Raw genomic sequence first — 16,774 nt, 5'->3', positions numbered from 1 at the left:
CAAGGCCCGGATGTATTCCGGTGGAGAGCCAGATCCGCTGGGCCACTCGGGTTACCCCCGGCGGATCCGGCCCGGACGGCCGGAGCGGCCCTGGCCTCGCCCGCCTCTTCCCGCCGACCGGCCGCGAACCTAGGGTAGGAAGCGCTTACTATCCGACGGCGCCCCGGCCGGTCCCGGCAGCGCCGGTCGGGACATCCGATGGCCCTCGGGCGGGCCGGAGAGGCGGTTCCCCATGGTCCGTACGGGGAGTACGAACATGGCGGCCGGGCCGACCCTCGCGGTCGTCGCCCGGGAGGCGGGGGTGTCCGTGCCCACCGCCTCCAAGGTCGTCAACGGCCGCGAGGACGTGGCACCCGAGACCCGGCGCCGGGTCTCCGAGGCGCTGGACCGGCTCGGCTACGTCCGCAGACCCCGCTTCGACGCCGTCCGCACCCCCGGTCTGGTCGACCTCGTGCTGCACGCGCTGGACACCTCCTCGTCCGGCGCGGTCCTGCACGGGGTGGAGGCGGCGGCCCATGACGCGGGCCTGGAGGTGGTCGTCTCGGCCGGACTGCCCCGGACCTCGGGCGGCGGGTCCGACCGGGGCTGGCTGGACAAACTCACCGCCCGCGGCTCCGCGGGCGCCCTGTTCCACCTGACCGATCCGACCGACGTCCAGTACGGGCGGCTGGAGCAGCACCGCATCCCGTTCGTGATGATCGACCCGGTCCTCGAACCGCCCCCGGGCGTGGTGTCGGTGGGCGCGGCGAACTGGCAGGGCGGGGTCACCGCCACCGAGCATCTGCTGGCGCTCGGGCACGAGCGGATCGCCGTGGTCGGCGGTCACCCGCGCACGATGGCCGGCATCGCGCGGGTGGCGGGATACCGCTCGGCGCTCGCCTCGGCGGGGGTGCGGCACCGGCCCGAGTACGTCCGCCACGCGAACGCCGACGAGGGCCTGGCCCGCCGCCGCACCCTGGAACTGCTCGACCTGCCGGAGCCCCCGACCGCGGTCTTCGTCTGCTCGGACCGGCTGGTCCCCGGGGTGTACCACGCGCTGGCGGAGCGCGGTCTGGCCGTGCCGGAGGACGTGAGCGTCGTCGGTTTCGACGATCTGCCGGAGTCCCGCTGGATCACCCCGGCGCTCACCACCGTCCGGCAGCCGCTGTCCGAGATCGCGGCGACCGCGCTGCGCCTGCTGGTGCGCATGATGGACGGCGACCGCCCCGAGAGCACCCGTACCGAACTGTCCACGCGGCTGGTGGAACGGGCCAGCACGGCACCGCCGTGCCGGTCCCTCACCTCCGTGCCGCCCAGGTGATCCCACCCCGCAGATGGGCCCGGAAGTCCGGGTCGCCGTACAGCTCCGCCGTGTGGCCGAGGGCGGTGTAGAAGACGCGTCCCGCGCCCTGGTCCCGGCACCAGACCAGAGGGTGGTCGGCGCCCATGCCGCCGCCCTCGTAGGAGGACTCGTCGGCCGAGACCAGGACGCGCGCGGCCGGTCGGGGGCTGACGTCGAAGTCGTACCACTCGTCGGTCAGTTCCCACACCGGCGGCAGGTGCCGGGTCGCCGGGTGGTCCGGGTCCTCGACGAGGGCGCGGCCGGGCTGGAGGGCGGGGTGGCGGGCGAAGCGGGCGCCCAGCAGCCGCCCGTAGTGGGGCCAGGTGTACTCCGTGCAGGCCGCCGCGTGCACCCCGACGAACCCGCCGCCCGCCTCGACGTAGTGCGCGAGCCGCTCCCGTCCGGCGGGGGTGAGCACCTCGCCGCTGGTGGAGAGGAAGACGACGGCCGCGTACGCCTCCAGCGGCCCTTCGAGCGCGGCCGGGTCCTCGCCGTGGTCGATCACGAAGTCGCCCAGCCCGCGCAGGCAGTCGACGGCGGCCGGTATGGAGTCGTGGCGGTAGTCGGTGGTGCGGGTGTGGACGAGGAGTCGGGGGCCCATGACGGCGAGCGTAGGGCCCCGACGACGGACGCGGGGCCGGACCGAGTACCGCGCGGGTGGAGGTGACGGACCGTCAACCGGTGGCGTTCTCCTCGTTGTCGGGCGCTCCGTCGCCGACCGGCGGCAGGTCGCCGCGCTCCACCGGCGCCTCGCCCTCGGCCGCCGGGGGCAGCAGGGCCTCCAGTTCGGCCTCGGACGGCCGGTGCACGGCGAGGGCGGCCTCGCGCAGCACGTCCCGCGCGATGCCCGCGCCGCCGACCCGCACGACGTGCCCCTTCTGCGGCACGGCGTACTCCTGGCCGCGGTACCAGACCTCGCCGTCGCGTTCGCAGGGCGCCGTCGCCCCCTCGGCGCAGTTGGCGGCGGTGAGCGTGCCGCGGTCCACGGAGAGCTGGAGTTGGGCCCCGCCGTCCTCGGCGACGTACACGGCCGAGAAGCCGTCGTCGCCGAGCACGCCGACGGACTGCCGGGCGAGGGTGAAGCCGGGCACCTCGGTGACGTAGACGTGTTCCGGCGCGATGCCGAGGGCGGAGGCTCGCGCGCCGATCTCGGCCGGGTCCGCCGCGGCACCGCCGGACTTCTCACTTCCGCAGGCCGTGAGCAGGGCCGATACGAGCAAGAGCATGAAAAGTACACCCCGTTGACGCATCATGCGGCCATCCTGCCGCACACGCGTTCCCCCCACGAGGGGGAATCCGCATAGCCTCGTAGGCGATGAACACGATTCCGTCCCTGTTGGACCATCTCGTCCTGGCCACCCCCGATCTCGCCGCCACGGTCGCGGAGTTCGCCCGGCGCACGGGTGTCACGCCCGCGCCCGGCGGTGCCCATGTCGGCCTCGGTACCCGCAACCACCTGGTGGGGCTGGGCGGCGCGGCCTATCTGGAGATCATCGGACCTGACCCGGAGCAGTCCGCGCCCGAGGGCCCCCGCCCCTTCGGGGTCGACGGACTGACCGGTCCGCGCACGGTCAGCTGGGCGATCTGCCCGCCGGACCTGGACGCGGCCGTGGCCGAGGCCCGTTCCCGCGGCCACGACCCCGGGCCCGCGCATCCGATGAGCCGCCGCCGGCCCGACGGCACGCTCCTGCGGTGGCGGCTGACGGACGGCGCCGCGCACCCCTCCGGGCTGGTGCCGTTCCTCATCGACTGGGACGGGTCGGTGCACCCCACGGCCTCGGGACTGCCGGTCGTGCCGCTGCTGTCGGTGTCCGCCACCGCCCCGGACCCGGCCGGGATCCGCCCGCTGCTCGCCGCGCTCGGCACCGAACTGGACCTTGCCGAGGGCCCGGTGGGCATCTCCTTCACCCTGGACACCCCGAACGGGCCGGTCTCCTTCGGCTGAGCCGCAAGGCGCGGTGTCCGTTTCCTTCAAGACCGGCGGCGGCCCGGCTGTCTACGGTGGCCGCATGACTCCACGATTCGACGCCATCGGGCTGGTGGTCTCCGACATGGCCGCAGCCGTCGCCTTCTACCGCCTGCTCGGGTTCGACTTCCCCGAGGGGTGCGAACGCGAGCCGCACGCCGAGGCCCCGCTGCCCGGCGGGACCCGGCTGATGCTGGACACCGAGGAACTGGCCCGCTCCCTGCACCCCGACTGGCAGCCGCCCGCCGGCGGCCGGCACGCGCTGGCCCTGCGCTGCGACGACCCCGCCGAGGTGGACCGGGTGTACGAGGAACTGGTCGGCGCGGGCCACCATGGCGAACTCAAACCGTGGGACGCGTTCTGGGGGCAGCGGTACGCGGTCGTGCACGACCCGGACGGCAACGGCGTCGACCTGTTCGCCCCGCTGCCCCCGGCGTGAACGTCCTCCGCTCCGAGGCACCTTCGGGCAGCGGTACGCGGCGCCCGTTCCCGCAGTAGGGCGTGTTGCGGAAGTCCCGCTTGCCCCGCGACGCCCGACCTGCCCCTCGCCGCCCCAAGGCGCCCGCGGGCATGCTCCACGCGACCGGCGCACCACACGCAGGCGGGTCGCTCGGGTCGGAAGCGGCGGTGTGGACGGCGGCATGGGCTAGCCCCCGCCGAGCAGCGCCCCCAGCGGCACCCCGGCCAGGTCCTTCACCTCCCGGGCCAGGTGGGCCTGGTCGGCGAAGCCGGTGCGGGCCGCCGTCTCGGCGAACGGCACCCCGGCGCGGGCCAGTTCCAGGGCGCGGCGGAAACGGAGGATACGGGCCAGGGTCTTGGGCCCGTACCCGAAGGCGGCGAGCGAGTGCCGGTGCAGGCGGCGGGCGCCGAGGCCGAGTTCGTCGGCGGTGGCGGCGACGGGCCGTCCCGCGGCGAGGGCGGCCACCAGGTGCCCGAGGGCCGGGTCGGGCTCGGGAGCGCGCTCCAGCACCGCGGACTCCAGCGCCGTGGCGAGGTCGGCCGGACCCGCGACCCGGTCCCGCAGCCGGCGGACCTCGGCCGCGGGCCACAGCTCGCCGAGATCGACGCGCCGGTCGCGCAGTTCGTGCGCGGGCACGCCCAGGAAGGCGGGCGCGCCGCCGGGCCGGAAGCGCACCCCGTACCAGCGGCCCTCCTCGCCCTCGGTGGAGTGCGCGCGGGTGTCGGGCCCGGCGACGATCAGCCGCCCGTCGTGCCAGAGCAGATCCATGCAGCCGTCGGGGAGCACCCGCCCGTCCCCGGCGGACGTGGTCGCCCAGACCACGGCACCGGACAGCCGGGACGGCCGTTCCCGGTACACGGCCAGTGCCGCGGCAGGCGACGTTCGCCCGTGGAGGAGCGGCGTCCGGTGCGTGCTCTCGGCGTGCCGGACGGAAGCCCTCGTACCGGATGTACTTGGGTTCCGTCCGGTGCGGCGAGTGGGGGTGCCCCCTCTGGGGGAGCGTGCCGGGCGTCGCGACGGGGCGGACGTCGCCTGTCGCGTCACTGGGCCCCCCTCCCCCGGTGTTCCTGCGGGCTCACCCCGTACACCCGCTTGAAGGCGCTGGACAGGGCGAACGCGCTGCCGTAGCCGACCCGGCGGGCGATGGCGTCGAGGGTGTCGCCGGAGTCGCGCAGGGCGTCCGCGGCGAGCGCGAGCCGCCAGCCGGTGAGGTAGGTCATCGGCGGTTCCCCGACCAGTTCGGTGAAGCGGCGGGCGAGGGCGGCCCGGGAGACCCCCGCCTTGGCCGCCAGCGACGACACGGTCCAGGGGTGGGCCGGGTCGTCCTGCACCAGCCGCAGCACCCGCCCCACCACCGGGTCGGCGAGCGCCCGGTACCAGGCGGGGGCCGCCGCCTCGGGCCGGGAGAACCAGGCCCGCAGCGCCGCGATGACGAGCAGGTCCAGCAGCCGGTCGAGGACCACCTCCTGGCCGGGCTCGTCACGGACGATCTCCGCCATCAGATAGGGGGTCAGCGGGCAGTCCCACACGTCCGCGGTGAGCGTCAGCAGCGGCGGCAGCGCGTCCAATAGCCGCCCGCTGACCTCGCCCTGCCACAGGTAGGTGCCGATCAGCATGACCGCCGACCCGTCGAGCCGGTCGCCCCAGGTGCGGACGCCCAGGTCCATGACGCCGTTGAGGGAACGGCCGTCGGGGTAGCTGCACTCCCCGCCGGGCAGGATCAGCGCCTGCGGCGGGGTGCCGGGGTCGTCGGCGCAGGTGTACGGGTCGGGACCGCGCGCGATGGCCAGGTCGCCGGGGCGCAGCCGCACCCGCTCCCCCGTCCCCGGGACGATCCAGGACTCGCCCCGGACCATGAGCATCAGGGTGAGCGGGGCGCGGTCCTCGATGCGCACCGCCCAGGGCGGGTCGAAACAGGCGCGGATCATGAAGGCGCCACGGGCGCGCGGGCCCTCCAGCAGACCGGCGAGAGCGTCCATGGCGCCAGCGTAGACGCGCGCGCATGGGAATGAGCCGTTCGGCGATGGGTTGCCGGAGCCCGCGGCCGTTGACTGGGGACATGACGAACACGACGCGGAACACGACGGACTCGACGGTCTCGACGGACTCGACGGACTCGGCGGACTCGGCGGACTCGGCGGACTCGGCGGACTCGGCGGACTCGGCGGACTCGGCGGACTCGGCGACCACGACCGTGGTGGTGACCGGGGCCTCCGGCCGGACCGGCAGCAGGGTGGCGCGGGCGCTGCGGGAGGCCGGCCTCGGGGTGCGCGAGGCGACCCGGTCCCGGGGCTTCGACTGGGAGGACCCGACGACCTGGGCGGACACCCTGCGCGGCGCCGACGCGGCCTATCTGATGTACCCCTCCGACATCGGCTCCCCGGCCGCGGCCGAGGGCGTCGGGGCGCTGGCCCGGGAGGCGGTGGGCCTCGGCGTGCGGCGGCTGGTGCTGCTGTCGGCGCGCGGTGAGGACCAGGCGCTGCCGGCGGAGGAGGCGCTGCGGTCGTCCGGCGCCGACTGGACGGTGGTGCGGGCCGCGTGGTTCGCCCAGAACCTCAGCGAGGGGCCGCTCGCCGGCGAACTGCGCGCGAGCGGCGGGCTGGTCTTCCCGGCGGACGGGGTCGGGGAGCCGTTCCTCGACGCACGGGACATCGCGGACGTGGTGGCCGCGGTGCTGACCGCCGGGGACCGGTACGCGGGGCGGACGCTGGAGCTGACCGGGCCGCGGCTGCTGACCTTCGGTGAGGCGGTCGCGGAGGTCGCGGCGGCGACGGGGGCGGAGCTGACGTACACGCCGGTGCCGGCGCGGGAGTACGGGGCGCGGCTGACCGGGTTCGGCATCCCGGCGGAGGAGGCGGAGTTCCTGGTGGAGGTCTTCGAGACCCTGCTGGACGGCCGGAACGCCCGGCTCACCGACGGGGTCCGGCAGGTGCTGGGCCGTGACCCCCGGGACTTCGCGGAGTTCGCCCGCGAGGCCGCGGCCGAGGGCGCCTGGAAGGCGTGAGTCGAGGGGTCGGGGCGGTCAGGACCCGTCGGGCTTGTGCGGGGGGTGGGTACTCCTGACATGGGTGCGCAGCCGGGAGGAGAGGTCCTCCGGCGGCAGGAAGCGGGACCAGCGCTCGGGGAACTCCGAGGGCATGTCGGGGTCGTCCGGGTCGTCCTGGACGGCCTCGCGGTAGGCGGTGGCCCGGGCCACGTACTCGGCGACCTGGGCCTCGCGCAGCCGTTCGTTGGCGGCGCGCGCGGCGGCCGTCGCCGCGGCCGGCCAGACCCGGTCGATGGCGGCGTTGACCGCGGCTCCGACGAGCACCGCGAACGCGGAGACGCCGATCCACAGCAGGACGGCGACGGCGGCGGCGAGGGAGCCGTAGATGGTGGCGCCCTCGACGGTGTTGGTCAGGTAGATGCGCAGCAGGAAGCTGCCGAGGACCCACATGCCGAGCGCCACCAGGGCGCCGGGGACGTCCTCGATCCACGGGGAGCGGACGGGGACGGAGACGTGGTAAAGCGTGGTGAGGAAGGCGATGGACAGCACGATGACCACGGGCCAGTACAGGACCTGCACCAGCGTCTCCGACCAGGGCAGTACGTTCAGCACCGCGTCCGGGCCCGCGACCATCAGCGGCAGCGCGATCGAGCCGATCACCAGGGCGACCAGGAAGAGCACGAAGGCGACCAGCCGCGTCTTGACGATCCCGCGGACCCCGTCCAGTCCGTACATGACGGTGATGGTGTCTATGAAGACGTTCACCGCGCGGGAGCCCGACCACAGGGCGAACAGGAAGCCGATGGAGATGACGTCGGGGCGGCCGCCCTTCATGACGTCGTCGAGGATCGGCTGCGCGATCTGCCGCACGCCCTTGTCCGACAGGACCGTGCGGGACGCCTCCAGGAGGTTGGCCTCCAGGCTGGTGATGGTGTCGGTGCCGGTCCAGTCGTCGACGTAGCCGAGCAGTCCGATCATGCTCAGCAGCAGTGGGGGGACGGACAGCAGCGTGAAGAAGGCCGCCTCCGCCGCGAGCCCCAGGATCCGGTACTCGATGCACGAGTTGACCGTGTCCTTCAGCAGCAGCCAGGCGGTCCTGCGCTTCGAGACGTTCCGGTAGAGGGCACGCGCCCGGTGGAGACGGCCGGAGGGCCGCTGGGGGGATTCACTTGCTGGCTGCACGACCTAACGGTATCCGCCGTACGGCCCGGTCCTGTCCCGCACCGGGGAGGGGAGCGTCGGTGCGGTCACCGTCCCGGGCCGGAGCGATAGGTTCGCACGCATGGACGGCACCACCCACACCGTGACGAATCAGCCCCCGCCCCTGGTCGGCCACGACGTGTACACCGGCGACCGGGCGCTCGTCGCGGCGGTCGAACGGCATCTCGGCGAAGGTCAGCTCGACGAGGCACGCGAGGAGCTGACGGCGCTGGGCAGGGCGGCCGGGTCGGCGCAGCTCCAGGAGTGGGGCGCGCTGGCGAACGAGAACCCGCCCCGGCTGCGCACGCACGACCGGTACGGCCACCGGATCGACGAGGTCGACTTCCATCCGGCCTGGCACCGGCTGCTCGGCAAGGGCGTCGCGGCGGGCCTGACCTCGGCCTGGACCCGTCCCGGCGGGCATGTGCGGCGGGCGGCGGCGTTCGTGGTGTGGACGCAGGTGGAGGCGGGCAGCGGCTGCCCGCTGTCGATGACGCACGCGGCGGTGCCCGCGCTGCGCGCCGACCCGGACCTGGCCGTCGAGTGGGAGCCCCGGCTGACCTCGACGGTGTACGACCGGGAGCTGCGGCCCGCCCGGCTGAAGGCGGGCGCCCTGCTCGGGATGGCGATGACGGAGAAGCAGGGCGGCAGCGACGTACGGTCCAACACGACGGTCGCGCGCCCGCTGCCCGACGGGGAGTCCTACGAACTGACCGGGCACAAGTGGTTCTGCTCGGCGCCGATGTCGGACGGGTTCCTGGTCCTCGCGCAGGCCCCGGGCGGGCTCACCTGCTTCCTGCTGCCCCGGGTGCTGGACGACGGCACCCGCAACCCGTTCCTGCTCCAGCGGCTGAAGGACAAGCTCGGCAACCGGTCCAACGCCTCCGCGGAGGTCGAGTTCGCCGGGACCCGGGCCCGGCGGGTGGGCGAGGAGGGCCGCGGGGTGCGGACCGTGATCGAGATGGTGGCGGCGACGCGGCTGGACTGCGTCCTGGGGTCGGCGGGGCTGATGCGGCAGGCGGTCGCGCGGGCGATCCACCACTGCGACCACCGCCGGGCCTTCGGCGCGCGGCTCGCCGAGCAGCCGCTGATGCGCAACGTGCTGGCCGACCTCGCGCTGGAGTCCGAGGCGGCCACCGCCCTGGGCCTGCGGCTCGCGGCGGCGTACGACGACGGCGGCGAGCAGGAGCGGGCCCTGCTGCGGCTGGCGGTGCCCGCCGCGAAGTACTGGGTGACGAAGCGGTGTACGCCGGTGGCGGTGGAGGCGGCCGAGTGCCTCGGCGGCAACGGCTACGTCGAGGAGTCCGGGATGCCCCGGCTGGTGCGCGAGTCGCCGCTGAACTCGGTGTGGGAGGGGGCGGGCAATGTGCAGGCGCTGGACGTGGTGCGGGTGCTGCGCCGGGAACCGGAGGCGCTGAACGCCTGCCTCCGGGAGATCGGCGCGGCGCGGGGCGCCGACCACCGGCTGGACGGCGCGATCAAGGGGCTGCTCACCGAACTCGCCGACCTGGAGGGCGTGGAGGGCCGGGCCCGGCGGCTGGCGGAGCGGCTGGCTCTGGTCCTCCAGGGGTCGCTGCTCGTACGTTTCGCGCCATCGGAGGTGGCCGACGCGTTCTGCGCGTCGCGCCTGGGCGGGGACGGGGGCGCGGCCTTCGGGGCGCTGCCGACCGGTCTGCCGCTGCGGGCCCTGGTGGACCGCGCCCGGCCCGTGGGGTGACCGCGTGACCGGCGAGGACGCGATGGCGGGGGTGGTGCTGCGCCGACACGGCACCACCCCCGCGCTGGCCCGTTCGAGGCCGCGAACGCCGCTCGGGACGGCGTTGCTCAAGTTTCAATCAGGCCAAGCGGCACCACCAGGGTTGCAGGGGGTTGCAACTTCCTGGTCACTGTGTGCGGACTGTGCCCCTCCGCTGCGGCGGGGCGTCACCATGAGACGAACAGTCAGGAATGGCCGCACTTGGGGGGAGGACCAGTGACGCTGTCGCCGATGGACGTGGCACAACTGGCCGCCGTCGACACGGCGCGCGCGGCGCGGGTACTGAGCGAGGTGCGCCAGGCGGCGCTCGCCGGGCAGCGGGGCCCGGTCGCGCCGCGCCCGGTGATCGAGCAGTCCTGGGGACGGATGCTGCGGGGCGGGGTGGACCCCGACCACGACTTCCGGGAGGGGCTGCTCTCGCGCGCGGAGGTGGAGCGGCGCCGGGAGGCCAGCCCGCTGCGGCAGGTGCTGCCGGTGCTGCGGGAGGGGCTGTTGTCGGTCGCCGACGTCGCCCACCACATCATGGTCGTCGCCGACGAGGACAGCCGGGTTCTGTGGCGGGAGGGCAGCCCGGCGGTGCTGCGCAAGGCGGACGGGCTCGGTTTTGAACTCGGCGCCGACTGGCGGGAGGACGTGGTCGGCACCAACGGCGTGGGCACCCCGGCGGTGGTGCGCCGGCCCGTGCAGGTCTTCGCCTCCGAGCACTTCGTGCGCACGCACGCCGGCTGGACCTGCGCCGGTGCCCCCCTCACGGATCCGCGGGACGGCCGGCTGATCGGCGTGGTGGACGTCAGCGGACCGCTGGAGACCATGCATCCGGCGACCCTGGCCTGGGTGGACGCGGTGGCCAAGCTGGCCGAGGCCCGGCTGCGGGAGGTGCATCTGGCCTCGCTGGAGCGGCTGCGCGCGGTGGCGGCGCCGGTGCTGGCGCGGCTGGCCGGGCGGGCGCTGGCGGTGGACCGGGACGGGTGGTGCGCGGCGGTGACGGGGATGCCGTACACCCAGCGGGTCACCCTGCCCAAGCCGCTCGGGGCGGGCCGCCGGTGGCTGCCGCCGCTCGGGGCGTGCGTGGTGGAGCCGCTGGCCGGCGGCTGGCTGCTGCGGCCCGTAGAGGAGCCGCTGCCGCGCGGGCGGACCCGGATCGTGCTGGATCTGTCGCAGCCGCGGCGCCGGTCGCTGACGGTGACCGGGAGCGCGGGCTCCTGGAGTCATGAACTCAGTCCCCGGCACGCCGAGTTGCTCGGCCTGCTGGCCCGGCACCCCGGGGGCCTCGGCGCGGCGGCCCTGGCCGAGGAGATGTTCGGCGACGCCGGCCGGACGGTGACGGTACGGGCCGAGATGTCGCGCGTACGGCGCTATTTGGGGGGCTTGCTCGACCATAGGCCGTATCGTTTCTGCGCGGATGTGGAGGTCCAGGTGCTGTCCCCCGAGGACCCCCGCGGCCCGCTGCCGCACCCCACGGTGCCGGAGGTGGCCGGCGGCCGGGGGGCGGACGGACCGGCGTGAGCCGTCGCCCCGTGCGCCCCTAAGAGCTCCGCAAGGCGGCATCTTCCGCATATTTGCGGGGTCTTCGTCCGCGACCGTGCCCCACTGCCGTAGCATCGCCTCAGGGCCACCCCACCTGCTCCTTGGTCAACGCACAGATCAACAGGCGCAGTTGGCCCGCCCTCGGGAGGACGTGTCATGACGAAGCATCGCGGCAGACACCGCCGGCGCAAGCGGGGCCGCGCGCTGCGCGGAGTGCTGGCCGGAACCGCGCTCGCGCTGACCGCCGCCGCGACCATGATCAGCGCCTCCCAGGCCACGGTCGAGGACGACCCCGGGGCCCTGAAGCCCCTCACCTCCGCCGCCGCGCTGGACACCCTGCGCCTGAGCGAGGACCTGCCCGCGCCGGACCAGGACGACCGAGCCGCCGAGGGCCGGTCCGTCGGCGTCGGCACGGTGCTGGACGCCGCCGACCGCACCCTGCGCGACCCGGCCCACTGCACCGCCGGCGAACGCGCCGCCCTGCCGGTGGCGCCCGCGGCCACCCACGCGTACTGCTGGGACGCCGACGACACCCGCGGCTGGCGGTCCCGCGCGGTGACCACCTCCGGTGACGCCGACGACGACGGCCGCTGGGGCGAGCACCGGGTGGTGCTCTCCGCCTGGTCGGCCCCCGGGGCCTCCCGGGTCGCCTTCGTCGACGCAGGCGACCTCGACCGGCTCCGCTACTCCTGGGTACTGCTGGCGGCCCCCGCCCGGGGCGGCACCGGCGCCGCGGCCCACCGCGCGCTGCGCCCGGCGGTCTCCGGCATGGTCTGGTACCAGGACAAGCTGCTGGTCGGCGCCGGGGACGGGGTGTACGTCTACGACATGCACCGGATCCGGCGGGCCGACGCGGCGACCGCGGCGGAGCACGGCACCCCGTTCGTCCTGCCCGCGGCGGGCGTGTACCGGGCGGCCGGGCACGGGCCGGTGAGCCTGTCACTGGACCGCACCACCTCGCCGGACAGCCTGGTGGCGAGCGGCGACGGCCTCCTGCGGCGCTACGCGTTCAGCAAGGAACCGGGCCGTGCCGGACTCCTCGCCACCGGACGCCCGAGCCAGGTGTACCGGTCGGAGGTGGACGGGGCCGGCGGCGTCCTGTCGTACCGCTCCCGCTGGTACGTGACCCAGGGCGCCGAGGAGCGCGGCACGCTGTGGCGGCAGAGCGGGGGCGAGGCCCTCGCCACCCGGTGCGGGGCCGAGGAGTCCCACGCCTGCTGGAGCGCGGCGACGCCGTCCCTGTCGTACTGGGAGGAGCGGGGCGAGGTGTGGTCGCAGTCGGGGCGGGCCCTGTTCGCGCTGCCGCTGGACTCGATCGACAACGCGCTCGGGTAGATGATTCCCTGGGCTCCATGCCCAACATTCCCGTGACCACCTGGTCCCTGGAGCAGACGGACCCGTCCGACCTGCTGCCGGCCGCCGCCCCCGAGGGGGACGTGCGGATCGTCCGCTCCGAGGTCCCCTCCCCCGAGTTCAGCCGCTTCCTGTACTCCGCCGTCGGTGGCGACATCCGCTGGATCGACCGGCTCGGCTGGAGCCACGCCCGGTGGCGGGAGCATCTGGAGCGCCCCGGGGTGGAGAACTGGGTCGCCTACGACCGGGGCACGCCGGCGGGATACGTGGAGCTGTCCCCGCAGGACGACGGGGTCGTGGAGATCGAGTACTTCGGGCTGATCGCCGCCTTCCGGGGCCGCCGCATCGGCGGCCATCTGCTCTCCCAGGGCGTCGCCCGCGCCTGGGACCTAGCCGACCGCTGGCCCGGACTGTCGCGGACCAAGCGGGTCTGGCTGCACACGTGCAGCCTGGACGGGGAGCACGCCATGGCCAACTACCAGCGCCGCGGCTTCAAGCTGTTCGACACCAAGGTCGAGGAGCAGCCGGAGGTGGCCGCTCCGGGCCCCTGGCCTGGGGCATACCCCGCCTGACCTGCACAAGGCGGCACATCCCCGCCATGTGACCAAGGACACCCTTGTCTCGCTCTGCGGGACAAGGGTGTCCGCATCTTGGACGAAGCTGGACTGTGTCCAGAACGCCGTGACACGCTTCCGTCATGTCTGGAACTGGAATTGCCTTGGTGAGTCGGCGGCACGTCGACCTCGGCCGCATGTCCAGCGCCATCTGTCCGGCGCGCTGAGAGCCCTCCAGCACCGCCCGACACATCCCCTTTTGCCTGCTTTCCTGCGCAAGGACGCGCACGTTTGCCGTGCCCCCGTGCGCAGATCAGAGCCGCTTACCCGCCTGTCCCGAAGGACGTAGAACCATGGCCGCCACCCCGCAGAACCCCGCCGCCGCGACTCCCCGCCGCAGGGCGAGCCGTCACCGCGGCGAGGGCCAGTGGGCCGCGGGGCACTTCACCCCGCTGAACGGCAACGAACAGTTCAAGAAGGACGACGACGGTCTCAATGTGCGGACACGCATTGAGACGATCTACTCCAAGCGCGGTTTCGACTCGATCGACCCCAACGACCTGCGCGGCCGGATGCGCTGGTGGGGCCTCTACACCCAGCGCAAGCCCGGGATCGACGGCGGCAAGACCGCGATCCTGGAGCCGGAGGAGCTGGACGACGAGTACTTCATGCTCCGCGTCCGCATCGACGGCGGCCGGCTCACCACGCAGCAGCTGCGGGTCGTCGGCGAGATCTCGCAGGAGTTCGCGCGCGGCACCGCCGACATCACCGACCGGCAGAACGTCCAGTACCACTGGATCCGGATCGAGGACGTGCCCGAGATCTGGAACCGCCTGGAGGCGGTCGGCCTGTCCACCACTGAGGCCTGCGGGGACACGCCCCGCGTGATCCTCGGCTCGCCCGTCGCCGGAATCGCCGCCGACGAGATCATCGACGGCACTCCGGCGATCGACGAGATCCACCGCCGGATCGTCGGCAACAAGGACTTCTCGAACCTGCCGCGCAAGTTCAAGTCCGCGATCTCCGGATCACCGCTGCTGGACGTCGCGCACGAGATCAACGACATCGCCTTCGTCGGCGTGGACCACCCCGAGCACGGCCCCGGCTTCGACGTCTGGGTCGGCGGCGGCCTGTCCACCAACCCCAAGATCGGTGTCCGGCTCGGCACCTGGGTCGCGCTGGACGAGGTCCCGGACGTGTACGAGGGCGTCATCTCGATCTTCCGTGACTACGGATACCGGCGCCTGCGGACCCGCGCCCGCCTGAAGTTCCTGGTCGCCGACTGGGGACCGGAGAAGTTCCGCCAGGTGCTGGAGGACGAGTACCTCAAGCGCAAGCTGACCGACGGCCCGGCCCCGGCCCAGCCCGTCGAGCGCTGGCGCGACCACGTCGGCGTGCACCGGCAGAACGACGGCCGTTTCTACGTCGGCTTCGCCCCGCGCGTGGGCCGCGTGGACGGCGCCACCCTGACGAAGATCGCCGAGTTGGCCGAGGCGCACGGCTCCGGCCGGGTCCGCACCACCGCCGAGCAGAAGATGCTCGTGCTGGACGTCGAGCAGGAGCAGATCGACTCGCTCGTCGAGGGCCTGGAGGCGCTCGACCTCACGGTCAAGCCGTCCCCCTTCCGGCGCGGCACGATGGCCTGCACCGGCATCGAGTACTGCAAGCTCGCCATCGTCGAGACCAAGGCGCGCGGCGCCTCCCTCATCGACGAGCTGGAGCGCCGGATCCCCGAGTTCGACGAACCGATCACCATCAACATCAACGGCTGCCCGAACGCCTGCGCCCGGATCCAGGTCGCGGACATCGGTCTCAAGGGCCAGCTGGTCCTCGACGACCAGGGACAGCAGGTCGAGGGCTTCCAGGTGCACCTGGGCGGCGCGCTCGGCCTGGAGGCCGGCTTCGGCCGCAAGGTGCGCGGTCTGAAGGTGACGTCGCAGGAACTTCCCGACTACGTCGAGCGGGTCCTGAAGCGTTTCCAGGCCGAGCGAGAGGACGGCGAGCGCTTCGCCGTCTGGGCCGCGCGCGCTTCCGAGGAGGCACTCTCATGAGCGAGCGGGCCGCCCCCTTCTACTGCCCCTACTGCGGTGACGAGGACCTGCGTCCCAGCGAGCAGGGCCACGGCGCGTGGGAATGCGCGGCGTGCAACCGGGCCTTCCAGCTGAAGTTCCTCGGGCTGCTGGCCCGGGGAGTTCGGCCGACCGAAGCAGGGGGAGACCAGATATGACGACCACTCAGGAAGACCGCTCCACCGAGGAGTTGAAGGCGCTCGCCGAGCAGGCGGGCCGCGACCTGGAGGACGCCTCCGCGCTGGAGATCCTCCAGTGGGCCGTGAACACCTTCGGCCGGCGATTCTGCGTGACCTCCTCCATGGAGGACGCGGTCGTCGCCCATCTCGCCTCCCGCGCGTTGCCCGGAGTCGACGTGGTGTTCCTCGACACCGGCTACCACTTTCCCGAGACGATCGGTACTCGTGACGCGGTGGAGGCGGTGATGGACGTCAACGTCATCACCCTCACCCCGCGTCAGTCGGTCGCCGAGCAGGACGCGCAGTACGGACCGAAGCTGCACGACCGCGACCCGGACCTGTGCTGCAAGCTGCGCAAGGTCGAGCCGCTGGAGCGGGGCCTGACCGACTACCTGGCGTGGGCGACGGGCCTGCGCCGCGACGAGTCCCCGACCCGGGCGAACACCCCGGTCGTCGGCTGGGACGAGAAGCGGCGGAAGGTCAAGGTCTCCCCCATCGCCAAGTGGACCCAGGAGGACGTGGACGCCTACGTCAGCGAGCACGGCGTCCTCACCAACCCGCTGCTGATGGACGGTTACGCCTCCGTCGGCTGCGCCCCCTGCACCCGCCGCGTCCTTGAGGGCGAGGACGCGCGCGCCGGCCGCTGGGCGGGCCGCGCCAAGACCGAGTGCGGACTGCACCTGTGACCACGACCCCGTTTCCGGAGAATCAGGAGAACCACGTGACGACCGGAGCCACCGTCTGGCTCACGGGTCTGCCGAGTGCCGGCAAGACCACCATCGCGTACGAGCTGGCCGGCCAGCTGCGCGCGGAGGGCCACCGTGTCGAGGTTCTCGACGGCGACGAGATCCGCGAGTTCATCTCCGCGGGCCTCGGCTTCAGCCGCGAGGACCGGCACACCAACGTCCAGCGCATCGGCTTCCTGGCCGACCTGCTCGCCCGCAACGGCGTCAAGGCGCTGGTGCCGGTGATCGCGCCGTACGCGGACAGCCGTGAGGCGGTGCGCAAGCGCCACCAGGAGAGCGGGGCGGCCTACGTGGAGATCCACGTGGCGACCCCGGTCGAGGTGTGCAGCGAGCGGGACGTCAAGGGCCTGTACGCCAAGCAGGCCGCCGGTGAGCTGACCGGGCTCACGGGGGTCGACGACCCGTACGAGGAGCCCGAGACGCCCGATCTGCGCATCGAGTCGCAGAACCAGTCCGTACAGGAGTCCGCGGCGGCCGTGTACGCCCTGCTCAGCGAAAGGGGCCTGGCATGACGACGACCGTCTCCTCGGTCGAGGAGGGCACGGGCACCCCGTACGCCCTGTCGCATCTGGACGCGTTGGAGTCCGAGGCGGTGCACATCTTCCGCGAGGTGGCGGGCGAGTTCGAACGGCCGGTGATCCTCTTCTCCGGCGGCAA

At 73.7% G+C, this 16,774-nt stretch carries 18 protein-coding genes and 1 pseudogene; 14 read left to right on the top strand and 5 right to left on the bottom strand.

Annotation, left to right across the window (positions count from 1 at the left end):
* Positions 1 to 232 precede the first annotated feature (232 nt).
* On the top strand, positions 233 to 1,300 hold the full coding sequence (locus AB0E07_RS23585) for a LacI family DNA-binding transcriptional regulator (RefSeq protein WP_362255448.1): 1,068 nt from the start codon (positions 233 to 235) through the stop codon (positions 1,298 to 1,300).
* On the opposite strand, the gene AB0E07_RS23580 is transcribed toward AB0E07_RS23585, so the two are convergent.
* Both AB0E07_RS23580 and AB0E07_RS23575 read right to left on the bottom strand, forming a co-directional pair.
* Positions 1,278 to 1,922, bottom strand: a complete 645-nt coding sequence (locus AB0E07_RS23580) for a ThuA domain-containing protein (protein WP_362255445.1) — start codon at positions 1,920 to 1,922, stop codon at positions 1,278 to 1,280. The two genes, AB0E07_RS23585 and AB0E07_RS23580, sit on opposite strands and share 23 nt — an antisense overlap.
* Positions 1,923 to 1,995: 73 nt before the next feature.
* Positions 1,996 to 2,574 (bottom strand): hypothetical protein, encoded by a 579-nt coding sequence (locus AB0E07_RS23575; RefSeq protein ID WP_362255442.1) that lies wholly within the window; start codon positions 2,572 to 2,574, stop codon positions 1,996 to 1,998.
* A gap of 62 nt (positions 2,575 to 2,636) precedes the next feature.
* Between AB0E07_RS23575 and AB0E07_RS23570 the strand changes: the two genes are divergently transcribed.
* The gene (locus tag AB0E07_RS23570; RefSeq protein WP_362255438.1) at positions 2,637 to 3,266 is read left to right on the top strand and encodes a VOC family protein; all 630 of its coding nucleotides are present in this window, start codon (positions 2,637 to 2,639) and stop codon (positions 3,264 to 3,266) included.
* A gap of 64 nt (positions 3,267 to 3,330) precedes the next feature.
* A complete protein-coding gene (locus tag AB0E07_RS23565) occupies positions 3,331 to 3,726 on the top strand; it encodes a VOC family protein (RefSeq protein ID WP_362255435.1) in 396 nt (131 codons plus the stop codon).
* A 207-nt stretch (positions 3,727 to 3,933) separates the two neighbouring features.
* On the opposite strand, the gene AB0E07_RS23560 is transcribed toward AB0E07_RS23565, so the two are convergent.
* Both AB0E07_RS23560 and AB0E07_RS23555 read right to left on the bottom strand, forming a co-directional pair.
* Entirely contained in the window at positions 3,934 to 4,605 is a 672-nt protein-coding gene (locus AB0E07_RS23560) for a helix-turn-helix domain-containing protein (RefSeq protein ID WP_362255432.1), read from the bottom strand.
* Positions 4,606 to 4,787: 182 nt separating this feature from the next.
* Entirely contained in the window at positions 4,788 to 5,726 is a 939-nt protein-coding gene (locus AB0E07_RS23555) for an AraC family transcriptional regulator (protein ID WP_362255429.1), read from the bottom strand.
* Positions 5,727 to 5,806: 80 nt separating this feature from the next.
* Between AB0E07_RS23555 and AB0E07_RS23550 the strand changes: the two genes are divergently transcribed.
* On the top strand, positions 5,807 to 6,751 hold the full coding sequence (locus tag AB0E07_RS23550) for an NAD(P)H-binding protein (RefSeq protein ID WP_362255426.1): 945 nt from the start codon (positions 5,807 to 5,809) through the stop codon (positions 6,749 to 6,751).
* Between the two features lie 18 nt (positions 6,752 to 6,769).
* Here AB0E07_RS23550 and AB0E07_RS23545 read toward each other — a convergent pair whose 3' ends face one another.
* Positions 6,770 to 7,915 carry a YihY/virulence factor BrkB family protein gene (locus tag AB0E07_RS23545; protein ID WP_362255423.1) on the bottom strand — a complete coding sequence of 382 codons (1,146 nt, stop codon included), beginning with the start codon at positions 7,913 to 7,915 and terminating at the stop codon, positions 6,770 to 6,772.
* 100 nt (positions 7,916 to 8,015) lie between these two features.
* Here AB0E07_RS23545 and AB0E07_RS23540 point away from each other — a divergent pair, with 100 nt between their 5' ends.
* The 10 genes and pseudogenes from AB0E07_RS23540 to AB0E07_RS23495 form a co-directional block, all read left to right on the top strand.
* Complete coding sequence (locus AB0E07_RS23540) at positions 8,016 to 9,650, top strand: acyl-CoA dehydrogenase family protein (protein ID WP_362255420.1); 1,635 nt, start codon at positions 8,016 to 8,018, stop codon at positions 9,648 to 9,650.
* 270 nt (positions 9,651 to 9,920) lie between these two features.
* On the top strand, positions 9,921 to 11,195 hold the full coding sequence (locus tag AB0E07_RS23535) for a GAF domain-containing protein (protein WP_362255417.1): 1,275 nt from the start codon (positions 9,921 to 9,923) through the stop codon (positions 11,193 to 11,195).
* Between the two features lie 177 nt (positions 11,196 to 11,372).
* On the top strand, positions 11,373 to 12,551 hold the full coding sequence (locus AB0E07_RS23530; protein WP_362255414.1) for a hypothetical protein: 1,179 nt from the start codon (positions 11,373 to 11,375) through the stop codon (positions 12,549 to 12,551).
* A gap of 17 nt (positions 12,552 to 12,568) precedes the next feature.
* Positions 12,569 to 13,141: a GNAT family N-acetyltransferase gene (locus AB0E07_RS23525; RefSeq protein ID WP_362255411.1), complete on the top strand. Its 573-nt coding sequence runs from the start codon at positions 12,569 to 12,571 to the stop codon at positions 13,139 to 13,141.
* Between the two features lie 125 nt (positions 13,142 to 13,266).
* Positions 13,267 to 13,350: a putative leader peptide gene (locus AB0E07_RS23520; RefSeq protein WP_310591794.1), complete on the top strand. Its 84-nt coding sequence runs from the start codon at positions 13,267 to 13,269 to the stop codon at positions 13,348 to 13,350.
* 126 nt (positions 13,351 to 13,476) lie between these two features.
* Positions 13,477 to 15,174, top strand: a complete 1,698-nt coding sequence (locus AB0E07_RS23515) for a nitrite/sulfite reductase (protein ID WP_362255408.1) — start codon at positions 13,477 to 13,479, stop codon at positions 15,172 to 15,174.
* On the top strand, positions 15,171 to 15,350 hold the full coding sequence (locus AB0E07_RS23510) for a hypothetical protein (protein WP_362255405.1): 180 nt from the start codon (positions 15,171 to 15,173) through the stop codon (positions 15,348 to 15,350). Before AB0E07_RS23515 ends, AB0E07_RS23510 begins: the two co-directional genes overlap by 4 nt.
* Positions 15,347 to 16,057, top strand: coding sequence for a phosphoadenylyl-sulfate reductase (locus AB0E07_RS23505; RefSeq protein ID WP_362255402.1), 711 nt, complete (start codon positions 15,347 to 15,349; stop codon positions 16,055 to 16,057). Before AB0E07_RS23510 ends, AB0E07_RS23505 begins: the two co-directional genes overlap by 4 nt.
* A complete protein-coding gene (cysC, locus tag AB0E07_RS23500) occupies positions 16,054 to 16,629 on the top strand; it encodes an adenylyl-sulfate kinase (RefSeq protein ID WP_362255399.1) in 576 nt (191 codons plus the stop codon). The genes AB0E07_RS23505 and cysC overlap by 4 nt, the downstream gene beginning before the upstream one ends.
* Positions 16,626 to 16,774 (top strand): annotated as a pseudogene (locus tag AB0E07_RS23495) (sulfate adenylyltransferase small subunit); the annotation flags it as partial. The gene cysC and the pseudogene AB0E07_RS23495, both read left to right, overlap by 4 nt.

This window comes from Streptomyces sp. NPDC048002, assembly GCF_040653275.1.
GTDB lineage: Bacteria > Actinomycetota > Actinomycetes > Streptomycetales > Streptomycetaceae > Streptomyces.
The sequence above is the reverse complement of the archived record's forward strand: the minus strand, read 5'-3'. Positions and strand labels throughout refer to the sequence as shown.